The sequence below is a fragment of the Bartonella sp. HY038 genome, assembly GCF_014117425.1.
Taxonomy (GTDB): domain Bacteria; phylum Pseudomonadota; class Alphaproteobacteria; order Rhizobiales; family Rhizobiaceae; genus HY038.
The window spans coordinates 2,505,476-2,521,990 of record NZ_CP059725.1 but is presented as its reverse complement, the minus strand read 5'-3'; the positions used below and the strand labels follow the sequence as shown (position 1 = coordinate 2,521,990).

Here is a 16,515-nt window from a genome sequence, read left to right as displayed (position 1 = left end):
TGCATTAGAAGCTTATATATATGAAAACAAGTACTAAATGTAAGAGATTTATCGCTTTATGGCAGACTTTGTAGGACTTTTAAAAAAAACCATAGACGCACAAAGTAATATGACGCCGCAGTTGCGGCAGCGTATATATGAACGTGCAAAGGCCGCAGTTGAGCGTAAACTTTCTGAAAGTCCGCTTGCGCAAGAGGTTGTCGATGAGCAGCGTGCAATATTGCAGCGTGCAATTGATGAAGTTGAGGCTTATTATCTTGCACAAGAAGGGCTTGATGAGCTTTTGGATTTTTCTTTTGATGAAGACAAATATCAAGAGGAAACCGTAGTCGAAAGCCAACCGCTTGGCACGCTTAAAACTCAACAATATAGTTCTGAAGTTGTCGTTGATCATTCAGCTAATGAAACAGACACAAACGATCAGGAGTTAACGACTGAGCCAAGCATATTGCCTGCACATGATAGCGTTAATGCAAACGTTGATATGGTGTCTCAAAGTTCTGAGGTCTTTAAGTCCGAGGAGCATAGTCTTGATGGCGTTAACGAACCTGCTCATGTGGAGCCACTATCTGATACATTCATATTGCCGATTGCCGATCAACATCGCTTAAGCAATGAAAATAGCGTAGAAGCTACTGAAACTTTCAAAGATGAAACAGTAGCAACCGAGCAAGCACGATTAGAGCTAATTGAGCGTGAACGTGAAGAAGAACGTCGTATTGCTGCAGAGCAAGCTTTAAAGCTAGCTGAGGATCGCGCACGCTTTGAAGAAAATGAGCGTCAACGTGAAGAAGAGCGCAGAATTGCTGCAGAGCAAGCCTTAAAGCAAGCTGAGGATCGCGCAAAATTTGAAGAAAATGAGCGTAAGCGCGAAGAAGAACGCCGAATTGCTGAAGAACAAGTTTTAAGGCAGGCGGAAGAACGTGCAAAATTTGAAGAAAATGAGCGTAAACGCGAAGAAGAGCGCCGAATTGCTGAAGAACAAGTTTTAAGGCAGGCGGAAGAACGCGCAAAATTTGAAGAAAATGAGCGTAAGCGCGAAGAAGAACGCCGAATTGCTGAAGAGCAGGCTTTAAAACAAGCAGAAGAACGAGCACAATTTGAAGAAAATGAGCGTAAGCGCGAAGAAGAACGCCGAATTGCTGAAGAGCAAGCTTTAAAACAAGCAGAAGAACGCGCAAAATATGAGGCTGAGCAACTTCGTCTTGCACAAGAAGAGGTAGAAATTGCACAAAAAGCGCGACTTGAAGCGGAAGAAAAAGCTAAGTTTGAGGAAGAAGCAAAGATAGCAGCTGAGGTAAGCGCTAGCGAAGATGAAGGCGCACGTTTGGCAGCATTGGATCATGCGGCAGCCCAAGAAGCTGCAATAATCGAAGCTAAGTCAAAAGCGCGCGATGAGGAATTGGCAAGGCAAGCGAGTGAACAACATCTTGATGCAAAAGAAAAGGCCGTACTTGAAGTCGATGCTCGTTTGAGTATTGAAGGTGCTAAAACCATCTCGCCACGCAAAACTGAAAACAGTAATTTTGATCCATCTGCTTATCGAGCTTTCGATGGTAATCTTGATATCGCTGCGGAGCGTGATATTGCTGGTGCTCGCAAAGATGTGGCACGCGGTCAAACTGATGATATCATGCCGATGCCACCTTTGGTGCGCGGTTCAGCTACAAAAGCTGATGTTAGCAGCCAAGCTAAAGAGGTAAAGGTGGCATCATCATTAAATGATGATCTACTAACCTCAAATGATCGTTCACTGGAAAAGGGCGATGCATCAATAAGCAAGATGGATGATAATTTTGACCTTGTTTCTGATATCTTCAGTCAATCTTCAAGACGTGAGCAAAATCGCACACGCAGCCATATTGTCATCATTATATTTGTTTTTGCCATTATAATTGCAGCTTTGGCAGCTGGTGTTTATTTTTATTTAGAAGGGCAAAAAAATAGTGCAGTCGTAGAGCCAAAGCCTGCGGTAAGCGAAAATGTCGATGGTAATGCACAGGCAGGAATAACAACACCTGATACCATAGCGCCTGTGGAAGGGGAGAGTGACTCAAATGGAGAAGTCCCTCTTGTCCATCCACCAAAGCCCGCCGATCAGGCGACACAAAGCGATCCTACTGCTTCTGAGCCGGACAAAATTACAACAAGATTATTGCCTGACGGACGCGAAGTTACCGCCGGACTTTCACAATCAGGCGCTGACACAGGCAGTGAAGGTACATCATTAAGCCAAGCAACATCAATTGCTCAACGTAGTTCAGTGGCAAAGTTTTATGAACGTTCAACTTCAATTTTGCCTGCCACTGCTAGTCCCGGTATGGTTGATTGGAAGCTTATTCGTAATAAGGGTAAGGACAACGGTCCTGATGAGCTTGCAATTCGTGGCGATATTATCATTCCTGAAAAGGACTTGTCAGCAAGAATTACAATTCGCCGCAATGATGATCCTTCAATTAGAGCAGATTTTTTGATCGATATGATTTTCATTGTTCCTGAAAATTTTGATGGTGGATCTGTTGCAGATATTGGAAGAGTTTTATTTAAAGCTGCAGAAAATTCAACTGGGCAGGAATTATCTGGCATGTTACCAGTCAAGGTTGATCAAAATTTCTTTATTATTGCAGTATCTTCAAATGCAAGCGGTAGCAACCGCAATCTTAATCTTGACGTGATGCGTCAGTTTCGCTGGATTGCCATGCCAGTTATTTATGAAAATGGTCGTGTAGGTGAGTTTGTCATTGATAAAGGTGATTTTGGTGACAATATCTTTAAACAGGTTATTGATGATTGGATTGCCAAAGGTCAGTGGGCTCAAAATGGAAACATAGCAAATGGTTCAGCTCCAATTTCCGTTCCATCGGTACGGCAACCAGCACAAATTGAGCAGCCCGCGGTTAATCAAGTTCCTGTTCCAACACCTATGCCAAATAATGTGCCGGTACCAAGTACCCCAGCAAATGTTCCTACGCCGAGCTCTGTTCCAGTTCCATCTGCACCACCTGAACAGTAAAATGCCAGAACAATAATTTGATAGTATATTAATTGAATTCCTCAAACTACAAAATAGGCGCTTTATGCTTTAATGCATAAAGCGCCTATTTGTTTGTTTTTATATAATTGGTGCTTTTCTAGGAGCTGTTTGCCCTTGAAAATATAACGAAATCATTAGTCTCAGCAATTTTATGGCACGATACGAAGCAGAGTTATCAATTAAAATGCAATAAGTGAAACGCTAGCTGCAGAATTTTATTTAAGAACAAAGCCCAATGGACTGCAAAAATATACAAGAGTGGAAACGAAGAGTTGGTATATACTCGGTTGAGTTCGGGACGCGTTGATTACAGCTATATTTGTGTATTTTGCATGAAATAAGTTTCCCGATAAATGTGTCGATGAGTCTTTAAAAATTGACATTCTCTGCTTCTCTTCTTCTCGTTATTACGAAAGATTCTTATATTATTTGCTAAAATTAATAGGCGTCTTAGTGACTGCGAGAAGATCTTGATATTTTCAAAATACAAAATTCGATAAAAATCATTCAACTTTACAATATAGATTGTATGAAAAAAATAAAAGATACCCCTTTTAATATTTTATATTCGCTACATATAAGTGAGGAAAGAATTACTTATAATAAAATACTAATATTATAAAATATAATACCATTATTATTATAATTACATTTGGGGAAATTGTATGTCCAATAGTTCATTATCAAATTTACCCCCAATCAATCCAGATATAAAGGTTGCACCAAGTACTACGGCCACGAATAGCCTAAGGCAAAAAGCCATTGCGTTGACATTATTTCTAGTCATTGCGGCAGCTGCAGCCGTTTTTCCATTGTCTAAAGCGATTGATCGCCATCTTTTAGCCGTATCATCGACCACAGAGCTTAGACATTTATGCGATCATCTTTTACTTAATCTTATTGCGCAAACAGAAGCCGAGCGTGCTTATTACCTAACAAGAAATCCTGAATACGATACAAAATTCACGCATAGTACTGAGGAGATTGACCTTAATCTTGGCCAACTTAATAGCATTACCCGAGGCAATGCAGTGTGGCAGGCATGGTACCAAGACGTTGCTATAAATGTTCTGTTAAGGCGGGAATATTTAAAACAATTGATGTCTATCACTCGCCTGCTACCTAATAAGGTTGATGCTGCCTTAAAGCCACGTGTAGAGGAAAGATTAACAACAGGTCCTATTACCAAGCTTATTGTCAATTTCATTGAGCAAGAAGAACATTTACTAATTTCCAATTATGATCGACTTAGGCTTTTACGCTCAATTCTTAACTATATCGCTTTAACCGCAATTATAACCACCTTTGTTTTAGCTTATTTTGTAAATCAGCAGTTAAATCGTGACGTGGAGCAACTAAAAAATTATCAAAATCGTTTGGGATTAAAAAATGCTTTATTGGAGCAGCGTGTAAAGGAGCGCACCAATGAGTTGGAAACTGCAACACAATATGCTGAAAAAGAGCGCCAGCGTGTTGAATTTTTATTGCAAGATGCAAGTCACCGTATTGGCAATTCTTTAGCAACGGTTTCGTCCTTATTATCCATTCAGATCAATCAATCAAATAATGATGAGGTGAAATCAGCCCTTATAGTCGCGCGCGATCACATACAGACTATTGCTACAGCTCATAGGCGGTTGCGCCTGTCGGAAGACATGGATACAGCTGATACTAAAGATTTTTTTGAAACTGTTATAAATGATATTGAGCTGTCTTTACCGCAACCGAAGCGAGCAAGGATTACGATTAAGACCAATATCGAAAGTCTTCGTATTAGCGCCCGTGATGCGACAACTTTGGCAATTATTGCAGGTGAGCTTGTAACCAATGCAGTCAAGCATGCGTTTATACCTCAAGAACCGGGAATTATTGCTGTTACACTAAAAGGACATGACGACGGCACATTGAAGCTCATTGTTGAGGATAATGGCAAAGGCTTCCCAGATGACATGGCTAAAAATAAAAGTCTTAGTGGTAAAGGCTTAGGTCACCTTATCATTTCCAAATTGAGCATGCAATTTGATGCAAAACCAATATTTGAAAATAAACCAGATGGCGGAGCAAGGATTATTCTTGAACTTGAAAACTTGAAACTAGTATCCCGTGGAAATTTTCGCTTGAGATAGGCTATTTAAATTTTTTAGCATGTGCGGCTTTAAAATTTTGTGACCGCACATTTTAAAGTAATGAAGCTATTTTATTTAACGCTGGCATTCTAAAAGTTTCTACAGCATTTCTAAGCGTGTTTTGGACGTAGGTGCTGAAAAAACTTTATCTAATAGTAACAAATCCTCTTCAGTCAAATGAATAGTTAATGCCATGAGGTTCTCATCTATGTGGATTGGATCTGACGCTTTGGGAATAGCAATGATATTTTCAATGCGTAACACAAAGGCAAGTGCAATCGCTGCAGGCGTTGCCCGATATTTTTGGGCTATTTGATGTAATTGTGGATATTTTAAAATACGCGCTTGCTCAATTGGGGAATAAGCCATGATTGGAATGGCTTGACTTTTACACCAAGGCATAAGATCAAACTCTATCCCACGTCGTAAAAGATTGTAAAGCACTTGATCCGTAACAATGGAGTTTGATGGCGCTATCTTTTGGAGTTCTTCCATATCCGCAATATCAAAGTTACTCACGCCCCAATGTTTTATCTTACCTTGTTCTTTCAAGGCTTCAAAACTCTCAACGACCTCTTCTAGTGCAAAAGCCCCTCGCCAATGTAACAGATATAGGTCTATATAATCCGTATCGAGGTTGCGTAAACTACGCTCACATGCATGCTGTATGCGTAGGCGGCAAGCATTCGATGGTAATACCTTGTCGACAAGAAATACATCATCACGAAACCCTTGCATGGCTTCGCCTACCACTTGCTCTGCACCGCCATCACCATACATTTCGGCAGTATCGATAAGGGTCATGCCCCTTTGAATACCATGACGTAGAGCATCGGCTTCTTCGCCCGCTGGCAGACGGCCTTGCCCCATGCCCCATGTTCCTTGGCCAAGAGCCGGTATAGAAATACCGTTAGGTAGTGTTGCAGTTTTCATTAAAACCTCGAATTACAAACTAGTGCATAAATTAGCACAAGACCTTTAGCCGTCTTATATTGCCGCTCTCCCAACTATTTCTAGGGGGGCTATTTGTTAAATATATTTAAAAATATGAATATATTATTTATAAGCAGACATAAAATTATGTTTTACTTAAAAGCTAGGTCTTTTGCCCTAAAAGCTTATGTGTTGGCGTTGGTCAATCAAAGGGGGATGGTTTTGCATTAAAAATGGCGGTTTTATTTAACTTGATAAGCTATTTTTAAAAATTGTAGTCTTTACATGTTAAATTGCTAAAATGTCTTAAAAATACTGTTTTTTGACTAATTATTAAGCGGGAAAAAACTAAAATGACATAATATGCAGTGGTTGAAAATTAGAGCGCTGTAATGATAGCAATATATAAAATATAGTCGATTTTCAGCCTAATTTGTGATTCGATTGACTATATATTGGAAAAAATGCAGGACAATTTGGGGGCTGAAGCTGCAAATATATTAGCTCAATTTATAAAATTTTAACCATATTTCATTGTCGTTTTTATAATATGTCTAAAGACGCTTAAATAACTGTATTTTATGCCTTGCCAGTTGTTGACATTAAAAAAAATTAATTTCATCAGTCTTTTAATATGACATCGATTATCATATTTGGAGAGTGGAATGAAAACGAAACTATCAGCAACGATAGGAGCGCTTATTGTAGGGGTAAGCCTGTTATCGTTAGTACCGCAATCTTTTGCTCAAACTTCAGCCGAGCAAACAGATAGCACTGAAGAAGAAGGGCAAAGTCGCAACGGCAATACTGTGCTATTAGATACGGTTGTTGTTACTGGTACATCTGTTGCTACAAATTTGGTTGATGCGCCTGCCAGTGTTTCCGTTGTTGGGCAAGAGCAGTTACAACAACGTGCAGTGCCTGATATTACTGAGATTTTGCGTACTGTACCGGGCGTTAATGTCGGTTTTGGTAGCGATGGTACACGCGGCATTAGTATGCGCGGCATGGGGTCTGGCTATACGCTTATTTTAATTGATGGAAAGCGTGTTAACGCTGGTCTTACCACGATGCGTCACTATAATGGTGATCTTGATTGGGTGCCAATTGATGCAATTGATCGCATTGAAGTTGTTCGCGGACCAATGTCAACCCTTTATGGTTCGGATGCCTTGGGCGGTGTTGTCAATATCATCACCAAACGTCCAGAAGGTAAATGGACTGGCTCATTAACAACCGAATATATTGCGCCAGCAAGCAGCGGCACAGGTACAACTCGTAAAGCAAAGGGCTTTATTGGTGGTGCAATCGTTCCCGGTCAGTTGGACTTCATGGGGTTTGGTAGCATTGGTCGTCAAAAGCCAGCAAATCCTAACGACCATGATGGCCTACAAGTGCCACGCGGTGTTGATGATTATGATCTTAATGGTCGCTTCACTTGGACACCAAATAAGGATCATCGTTTTGAATTTGAAGGTGGCGGAGCAAGGCAGAAATACAAGCCTTGGCTTGAACCTAACGAAGTAGATAATAGCGAAACTGAAATTCGTCGTGTTCACGGTTCTATTCGTCACATTGGTGATTGGGGCTTTGGAACATCAACAGTTACGGGACAAATTGAAGAAGCCAAAAATCTTCATAATACTACAAACCGTGCCGGTGCAGTCACTGGTTCAACCGCTATTTCCGTGACTACCGCAACTCTTGACGGTAAGCTTTCTATGCCGCTTACTCTGATGGGCTTTAAGCAGGATTTGACTATTGGTGGCGATTATCGTCACGAAAAAATGGTCGATGATGAAAACACCGGCAAGTTAAATACGTGGCTTGGTACAAAAGGCTCACCAGAAACAACAATGTGGACGGCTGCTATTTTTGCTGAAGATCAGGTTCATTTAACTGATGTATTGAAAATGACCCTTGGCTTACGTGTTGATCGCCATGAAAAATTTGGTACCCATACCAGCCCACGCGTCTATTTCAACTATAATGTTAATGACGCTTTAACATTGAAGGCAGGTTGGGCGCAGGCGTTTAAAGCGCCAAATCTACGTCAGCTCAACCCTCATTGGGTGCAAACATCACGCGGTCGCGGCTGCGGTGCTGTGGGCGGCCCATGCGAAATGGTTGGTAACCCAAATTTGAAGCCTGAAACAAGCAATAGTTTCGAAGTCGGCGGCTATTACATGCATTCCATGTTTGATGCCGGGCTTACCTATTTCTATAATGAGATTGATGATAAGATTACCTCAGCTCGCGTCGCAACTCTTATCATGCCTAATGGCACGAAATATGTGCAACAGGTCAATGTCGATAGAGCAAGAACGCAAGGTCTTGAAGGTAATTTCACTCTTTATTTCCATCCTAACTGGACATGGAATAATACGGCAACCTATCTTATTGAGTCAAAAAACCTTGAAACGGGTCAGCCGCTTTCAGCAGATCCAGAATATTCAATCCATACGGAGTTAACATGGCAAGCCCTAGAAAATCTTGCTATGACCGCATCGATGGATTTTTATGGCAAGCAGGTTGATTATACTATTGCAGAAACTTTATCAGCGCAAAATGTTTCCGCTTACAATATTACCAATTTCTCGGTAAAATATGATCCAACCAAGAACTTTACGGTAAGAGCAGGCATTAACAATATTTTTGATAACCAGCCAAAAGCTGAATCAAATTATGCTGAAAATGGCAGAAGCTATTTTGTATCTTTAACCGCTAAATTTTAAAAATATTAAAGCGAGCCGGTATTTGCTATCGGCTCGCCTCATAAAGTGCTTAAAAATTTTATGATAAAGCCTTTGTGATGAAAATCGTATTATAGGCTAGTGCGAGCTTTAAGAGCGGCAGCAAGAGTGCCATCATCAAGATAGTCTAGCTCACCACCCACTGGGACACCGTGGGCAAGGCGTGTTACCTTGACGTTGAACTCTTCAATTAGGTCTGTGATATAATGGGCCGTGGTTTGGCCTTCTACTGTGGCATTTACTGCTAAAATAACTTCCTTTATATTACCTTGTGCAACGCGGCTCACCAATGATTTTATATTGAGTTGATCGGGACCAATACCATCAAGGGGCGATAATCTGCCGCCAAGGACGTGATATTTTACTGCCATGGTACCAGCTCGCTCCAGTGCCCAAAGGTCTGATACATCTTCAACAACAATTAAAATAGCGTCATCGCGTTTTGGGTCACAGCAAATAGAGCAGGGATCTATTGTATCAATATTACCGCAAACTGAACAAACCTTAACATTATCGGCAGCATCTTGCATAGCTTTTGCAAGCGGTGCTAACAATGCTTCTTTCTTTTTAACCAATTGCAATGCAGCTCGCCGCGCAGAACGAGGCCCAAGCCCAGGCACCCGCGCCAATAATTGGATAAGGCGCTCAATTTCAGGGCCAGCTATTGTTTTCGACATAGATATTTATTCTCCATCAGGTGTAACTCAAATAGAGGATGGAGCGAAGCATATCAAGAACGCTTGGCTAAAATTAACTTAAAATTATCCATCGCGTGTTTTGCAAAGATAAATCGGGGTGTTTAATTTTCATGAAATCGTAAAGATCTATAAAGACTTGTTTTTAGGCTTTTTAAAAATAAGTTCGCTATAAATTTAGCATAATGAGGGTGGAAAAGCAGTTATAGCTATTGGCAGCATTAATTTTATCAAGTGTTGTTAAGCATCGCATCAAAGACAGAAATTTGCTAAGTGGTTGATAATTTGTATTGGCTAGCCTTTGGTAAGGTTATAATATTTGGTCTTTTATCATAAAAAATTATCATAAAAGACCAAAATTTGCCTATTGTACAATAACCTTGGTGCCAGTTGGAGTGTGGCTGTAAAGGTCGATCACATCCTGATTGTTTAAGCGAATACAACCTGATGATATATTGCTACCAATTGTCCACCATTCTGGTGTGCCATGTAAGCGGTAAATAGTGTCGCGCCCATTTTTATATAAATAAAGTGCCCGCGCCCCAAGTGGATTATTAAGCCCCGGCTTCATACCGCCAGCATATTGTCTTAGTTGCGGCTGTCGGCGTACCATTGATGCAGGTGGTGTCCAGGTTGGCCATTCCTTTTTTTGCCCAATATAAGCAGTGCCAGACCAGCGAAAACCATCACGTCCAACGCCGATACCATAACGCATGGCTTTGCCATTTGGCATAACGCGGAATAAAAATTTACTCTTAGTATCAACGATCAAAGTGCCGGTTTTTTCTGTGGTTGGGTAACTAACCACTTGGCGGCGAAATTCTGGCTTTATTTTGCTTTGATCAATGGCTGGAATCGTATAGCCCGCATCGCGAACAAGTGGATAGGTTGATGTAAAGCTAGTGGGGCCTTCACTGGTTACACAAGCTGATGTAGCCACTGCTCCTAATAATGCTAAGCCGCTGAATACTCGTTTCAGTTTCATTATATTATCCCATGTTAACTTAAATCATGCTTTATGTATTATGCAGCCTCCCAAAATTTATGCCAAGACTATCCGTGATTGAACTCTGTTGGCTGTATTAGTAAGAGCATGCAGAATAATGATTTGATATGATTAAATATTTAAGCTAATTTGGTGATATAATGATTAATATAGAATTAACCTTGATATACTTTGTTTATTTTTAAGCAAATAAATATATTTATAAATAATTTAAGGGTGAGATCATATTAAATGGCATTTAAATTTTAAAAAAATTGTCAAAGCGATGACATAAGGTTGGCCTTGCCCATTAATATTGTATGTCGCTTGCGAGCAATTTCAAGCTTATTAATAATCAGCGTTTTGCAAGATTTGATATCCAATATAGGATAATTGATGAGCCGCATAAATAGGCATGATGAGATGGTCAAAATACCAAGCTGCATCCCAAATTGGCATAGATTTGTGTCGATCTGATTGCCGCTCTATACGATCGCGAAAACAGAAAAACGCGATGTGATCCTCTTTGTAGCAACTTACGCAGACATTGGCATCTTTATAATAGAGTTCAAACGCTATATCATTGCAGTTCTTGTCGGTGATGAATGATGCAATTTTGGTTTTTAATGATGCGTCATATTTTTCTTGCTGCCAGTCTTCATTTTCATCCTTATAACATGCATAACCATTGGTATCTTGCAAAGACCACCCATAATTTTCAAGATCTCCAATATAAGTTAAAAGCTTCGAGCGTGATTCATCAAGTTGCAGTATTATTGAATAGTTCATAAATCCCATATTGGCACCGTTAGAAATTAGGGTCAGGACTTTAAGTAAAATGGAATAATAATAGCCCTAAAGAACAAGATCAAGTAGAGTTCTTGTGTGTCATAGAGTTGGTATTTTCTATGAGCTGTTTACGTGACATCTATAGGGTTATGTCTATTTTGATAATAATTAAATACTATATGTAATTTATTTATATAAAAAAAATTTATAAATAGGCATAAATTAATTATTTTTAATAAATTATAATATTAAAAAAGTTTATATTAATGATTTTTATAAATTTATAGCTGTTTTTTTCAAAAAATATTAAAATATTACAAAATTTTAATCTTATTTAATGGATTTATTGCAAATAATTAATCTTAATTTTACGGCAAAACACATTTTTGACTTAATTAAAGCTAATTTTAGACATGATTAAATTGAAGAATAGCTTCAACAAATGTTGGTGGGCCACCGGTTGGGACACTAGGTTTTATATTATTATTAATATTATTGTGATGGAGTAAAAAATGAAAAAAATGTTATTTTCTACGATGATGGTTGGTGCTCTTGCTTTGCCAGGTTTGGCATTCGCAGCGCCAGATGCTCCAAAGCCTACAGCTCCTCATGCAGAGCAAGCGCCAGTAGGTAGCGGCCCGCGTGGACATGCAGGAGAAGAACGTCATGCTTTGCGTATGGCTGAACGTCTTTCCGCAATTGAAACAGCAATTGGTATTAAATCTGACCAGTTGGATAGCTGGCGTGCTTATACTGCCGCACTTGTTGGTTTAATGCCGGAGCCGCCACACGCGGATAAGGCGCCTCGCGATGGTGAAACTGCTGACGGACCCAAAGAGCTTATTCTAGGTGAGCGTATGGCCGATCGCATGATTGAACAAGCTGAAAAGGCTAAGGCATTTAAAAAAGCCGCCGAAGAGCTTCGTGAAAAACTTACACCTGAACAATTAGCGCGCTTAAATAATTTAGCTCGTGAAATGCGAGCAGAGCATGTTGGTGACAAGAAGCCTTCTCATGTTAAGCCTGATGGCGAGCATAAGGCACATGCAAAGCCAGATCATGGTAAGCCTTCCCATCCAGAAGGTCAGCATAAACCGCGCCCATAATGAAAATTAACAGCATTGTGCTGTTTAAAATTGACTAAATTACTACCCTGAAAACTCCTAATACTTTACCACGCATCTGTTAAAAAAGCAGCTGCGTGGCTTTTTATAGTAGGCAGGCATAAATCTTAATTTGATTGCTTGGCTGTGCTGAAAGCAATTTTAACCAAAGATGAAAACGTCTTGCTTTAAAATATGCCAAGAAATAAAAGCCATGCTTTAATACGCAAGTTTAAATGGATAATCCAAGGGGTTAGCAGTCGCCGCCCAAATTGTCGCCTTAAGTATTGGTGAGCACATCACGCAAATGCGGATTACATTCCAATTCACGCTCATAGGAAATCTGACAGCTTGCATAGGCTTCTTGCCGTTCAACATTCCAATAGCTTAAGTCGTCAAGAGGAATTTTCTCGCGGCTGACAGCGCATAAAACATAGGTTCCTGGAATTTCAATAACGTAATCGCCACCCTTATATTGAAGCTTAGCTTCATTGCCGCGTAAATTGTTCATATCCATGTTAAAATCCTTTTAGGCGCAGTTTTTATGCCATCATTTTGTATTATCAATAGAATAATTTGTTCGTTTTGCAAATAGTTTTCTGGTGACCAATGTTTTAAATGCAACCAGTGCTTTTAAAAGCCTGTAAAAAATGTTCAATAATCACTTATTGGTTCTAAAGGCTGTGATTTTCATTAAAGCGATAACTGCTTCAAATTGAAACATTCTTCATCTCATTAGAGGCTGTTACACAAGAAAATCAGTGTAAATTGATATTCTCACCTAGAATTGACTTTTAACCGTTCTAATTCTTTGACATTGTGTTAGAATAATTCTATGCATGCGCCTTTAAATAGGTACTTGCCTTGCTGGAATCTATGGTTAGAGAACTAAGGTTCAAGGATGCAAAGCTGAGCGCCGCAAAATAAAGCAATGTTTTAACAGCAGGTTGGTGAAGCTAAAAAAACAATAATTCACCAATATGTTGATAGAGATGGAGGATACCCGCCATGAATTTTGAGATCTCGCGGCGCGCCTTTTTAAAGGGTGCAGGCGCGGGGGTTGCTGTAACAGCGCTTGGCGCGCTAGGTTTTGATGAGGCAGAAGCTGCTGTGCATAGTGCCATTCGTCCTTACCGCCTAGCCGCCACTCAGCAAACCCGCAATACCTGTACCTATTGTTCTGTCGCCTGTGGTATTATCCTTTATGCTAAGGGTACTATGGAAAAGGGTGATGCTAAAATCGTTCATATTGAAGGCGATGTTGATCATCCAACCAATCGTGGTACTTTATGTCCAAAGGGTGCGGCGCTTTTCAATACGGTTAATGCGCCAACGCGTTTAACCAAACCAAAAGTTCGTAAGCCCGGTTCAGATCATTTTGAGGATATTAGCTGGGGCGAGGCTCTGGATAAAATTGCCCGCTATATGAAAGATGATCGCGATAAAAATTTTGTCGAGAAAAATGAAAAAGGTCAAACGGTTAATCGTTGGATTTCAACTGGTTTTCTTGCAGCTTCTGCAACAACCAATGAAACGGCTTTTCTTACCTATAAGGTAGTGCGCTCGTCAGGCATGCTGGTTTTTGATAATCAGGCACGCGTTTGACACGGCCCAACGGTGTCCAGTCTGGGCCCAACATTTGGTCGTGGTGCAATGACGAATGCATGGACAGATATCCGTGCAACTGATCTTGCCATTATTATGGGCGGCAACGCTGCTGAAGCGCATCCTTGCGGCTTCAAATGGGTAACTCATGCTAAAGAGCATCGGGGTGCGAAACTCATTGTTGTTGATCCGCGTTTTACCCGTTCGGCATCGGTGGCAGATTATTATGCGCCTATCCGTCAGGGCAGTGACATTGCATTCTTGCTTGGTGTTATCCGCTACTGCATGGAAAACGATAAAGTGCAGTGGGAATATGTGCGCCATTATACCAATGCTGCCTTTATTATTAAGGATACGTTTGAGTACAAGGATGGTCTGTTTAGCGGTTATGATGAAGAAAGCCGCAGTTATGATACATCTAGTTGGGCCTATGAAATGGGCGATGATGGCTTTGCAAAAATTGACGAGACATTGCAGCATCCGCGCTGTGTCTGGCAGCTTTTGCGCAAACATGTCGCACAATATACGCCTGAATTGGTAAACCGCATTTGTGGTACACCTATAGACAAATATCGTAAAATTTGCGAAATGATTGCCGAATGTTCAAGCCCAACCAAAAACATGACCTCCATGTATGCGCTTGGTTGGACACAGCATTCTAAAGGCTCGCAAAATATTCGTACCATGGCGATGCTTCAGCTTATCCTTGGTAATATTGGTGTACGCGGCGGCGGCATGAATGCCTTGCGTGGTCACTCAAATATTCAAGGTCTTACCGATGTTGGCTTGATGTCCAATCTATTGCCGGGCTATATGAATATACCTAATGAAAAAGAGGTTGATTTAAAGACCTATCTTTCAACCCGCCAATTTAAGCCTTTGCGACCAAATCAGGTAAGCTATTGGAAGAATTATGACAAATTCTTTGTTTCCTTCCAAAAGTCAATGTGGGGCAAAGCTGCAACAAAAGAAAATGATTGGGCCTATGACTATCTGCCAAAGCTAGATATTGCCAATTATGACATTCTAAAAGCTTTTGAAATGATGGATAACGGCCAGATGACGGGCTATTTCTGTCAAGGCTTTAACGCGGTTTTATCCTTCCCTAATCGCGCTAAGGTACAGCGTGCGTTGTCTAAGTTGAAATATTTGGTGGTGATGGATCCGTTAGAAACGGAAACAGCACGTTTTTGGGAAAATCATGGTGATTTTAACAATTATGATCCCAAAGATATTCAAACTGAAGTATTCCAATTCCCAACTAGCTGCTTTGCCGAAGATGAAGGCGCAGTGGTGAATTCTGGTCGTTGGTTGCAATGGCATTGGGCAGGGCAAAATCCTCCTGGTGAAGCAAAGTTTGATACTTGGATTATGGCACAAATTGGCTTGCGCTTGAAAAAGCTTTACCAAGAAGAAGGCGGTGTGTTCCCAGATCCTATCGTCAATCTTCATTGGCCTTATGAAGATCCAGAAGATCCATCGCCTCATGAACTTGCCAAGGAAATGAATGGTTATGTCCTTGAAGACGTTTATGATGACAAGGATCCAACCAAGAAAATCCTTGAAAAAGGCAAGCAGATTGGTGGTTTCGCCGCATTGCGGAATGATGGTACAACCGCAAGTGGTTGCTGGATTTATGCCGGTTCTTATACCGAGGACGGCAATATCATGGCACGGCGCGATAATACCGACTATGACAATGCCGGTCTTTATCAAAAATGGACTTTTGCATGGCCAGCCAATCGGCGTATTATCTATAATCGCGCTTCTGCCGATCTTGATGGTAAGCCTTGGGATAAGGATCGTAAGATTATTGAGTGGGATGGTGAAAAATGGGGCGGTTTTGACGTTCCAGATACTACACCAACCTCTGATCCACGCAGTGTCGGCCCCTTCATTATGAATGCCGAAGGTAGTGCGCGGTTATTCTCATTGGCAGGTTTGCGTGATGGACCATTCCCTGTTCATTATGAGCCATTTGAATCACCAATGACCAATTTGATTGCTCCGCATATTCGCGGCAATCCGGTGGCGCGTATCTTTGAGAAAGATTTAGCTCAATTGGGAGATCGTTCTGAATTCCCTTATGCGGCGACATCTTATCGCTTGACCGAGCATTTCCATTATTGGACTAAGAATAATCCGGTTAATGCTGCTTTGCAGCCGCAATTCTTTGTCGAAATTTCGGAAGAATTGGCGGAAGAAAAGAAAATTGAGCGCGGCGGTTGGGTGCGTGTTTGGAATAAGCGCGGCAGTGTCTTTGCTAAAGCCTTGGTAACCAAGCGTATCCGTCCACTCGATTGTGATGGTCAAAAAGTGCATGTCATTGGTATTCCATTGCATTGGGGCTTTGTTGGCGCGGCGAAAAAGGGCTTTGGTCCAAATTCGCTGACACCATTTGTTGGCGATGCCAATTCCAATACACCGGAGTTTAAGGCATTCCTTGTCAATATCGAGCCATCACGCGCGCCAGTTGATGTAAGTTAAGGAGG

The 16,515-nt window shown here is 40.9% G+C and carries 10 protein-coding genes; 5 read left to right on the top strand and 5 right to left on the bottom strand.

Annotated elements, in window-relative coordinates; genetic code table 11:
* The first annotated feature begins 58 nt into the window (after positions 1–58).
* The gene (locus tag H3299_RS10895; protein WP_182417690.1) at positions 59–3,013 is read left to right on the top strand and encodes a hypothetical protein; all 2,955 of its coding nucleotides are present in this window, start codon (positions 59–61) and stop codon (positions 3,011–3,013) included.
* 686 nt (positions 3,014–3,699) lie between these two features.
* A complete protein-coding gene (locus tag H3299_RS10890; protein WP_182417689.1) occupies positions 3,700–5,160 on the top strand; it encodes a sensor histidine kinase in 1,461 nt (486 codons plus the stop codon).
* A gap of 99 nt (positions 5,161–5,259) precedes the next feature.
* Here the strand turns inward: H3299_RS10890 and H3299_RS10885 are convergent, their stop codons facing one another.
* Positions 5,260–6,093 (bottom strand): aldo/keto reductase, encoded by an 834-nt coding sequence (locus H3299_RS10885; protein WP_182417688.1) that lies wholly within the window; start codon positions 6,091–6,093, stop codon positions 5,260–5,262.
* A gap of 665 nt (positions 6,094–6,758) precedes the next feature.
* On the opposite strand from H3299_RS10885, the gene H3299_RS10880 reads away from it, so the two are divergent.
* Positions 6,759–8,828 carry a TonB-dependent receptor domain-containing protein gene (locus tag H3299_RS10880; RefSeq protein ID WP_182417687.1) on the top strand — a complete coding sequence of 690 codons (2,070 nt, stop codon included), beginning with the start codon at positions 6,759–6,761 and terminating at the stop codon, positions 8,826–8,828.
* 89 nt (positions 8,829–8,917) lie between these two features.
* Here H3299_RS10880 and recR read toward each other — a convergent pair whose 3' ends face one another.
* The 3 genes from recR to H3299_RS10865 form a co-directional block, all read right to left on the bottom strand.
* Positions 8,918–9,523: a recombination mediator RecR gene (recR, locus tag H3299_RS10875; RefSeq protein WP_182417686.1), complete on the bottom strand. Its 606-nt coding sequence runs from the start codon at positions 9,521–9,523 to the stop codon at positions 8,918–8,920.
* 382 nt (positions 9,524–9,905) lie between these two features.
* A complete protein-coding gene (locus tag H3299_RS10870) occupies positions 9,906–10,526 on the bottom strand; it encodes a L,D-transpeptidase (RefSeq protein ID WP_182417685.1) in 621 nt (206 codons plus the stop codon).
* A gap of 348 nt (positions 10,527–10,874) precedes the next feature.
* Positions 10,875–11,315, bottom strand: a complete 441-nt coding sequence (locus H3299_RS10865; protein ID WP_182417684.1) for a hypothetical protein — start codon at positions 11,313–11,315, stop codon at positions 10,875–10,877.
* A 512-nt stretch (positions 11,316–11,827) separates the two neighbouring features.
* Between H3299_RS10865 and H3299_RS10860 the strand changes: the two genes are divergently transcribed.
* Complete coding sequence (locus tag H3299_RS10860; protein ID WP_182417683.1) at positions 11,828–12,421, top strand: Spy/CpxP family protein refolding chaperone; 594 nt, start codon at positions 11,828–11,830, stop codon at positions 12,419–12,421.
* Between the two features lie 277 nt (positions 12,422–12,698).
* Here H3299_RS10860 and H3299_RS10855 read toward each other — a convergent pair whose 3' ends face one another.
* The gene (locus H3299_RS10855) at positions 12,699–12,929 is read right to left on the bottom strand and encodes a DUF2093 domain-containing protein (RefSeq protein ID WP_371739845.1); all 231 of its coding nucleotides are present in this window, start codon (positions 12,927–12,929) and stop codon (positions 12,699–12,701) included.
* Positions 12,930–13,426: 497 nt separating this feature from the next.
* On the opposite strand from H3299_RS10855, the gene fdnG reads away from it, so the two are divergent.
* Positions 13,427–16,510, top strand: coding sequence for a formate dehydrogenase-N subunit alpha (gene fdnG / locus H3299_RS10850; RefSeq protein ID WP_182417681.1), 3,084 nt, complete (start codon positions 13,427–13,429; stop codon positions 16,508–16,510).
* Positions 16,511–16,515: the final 5 nt, after the last annotated feature.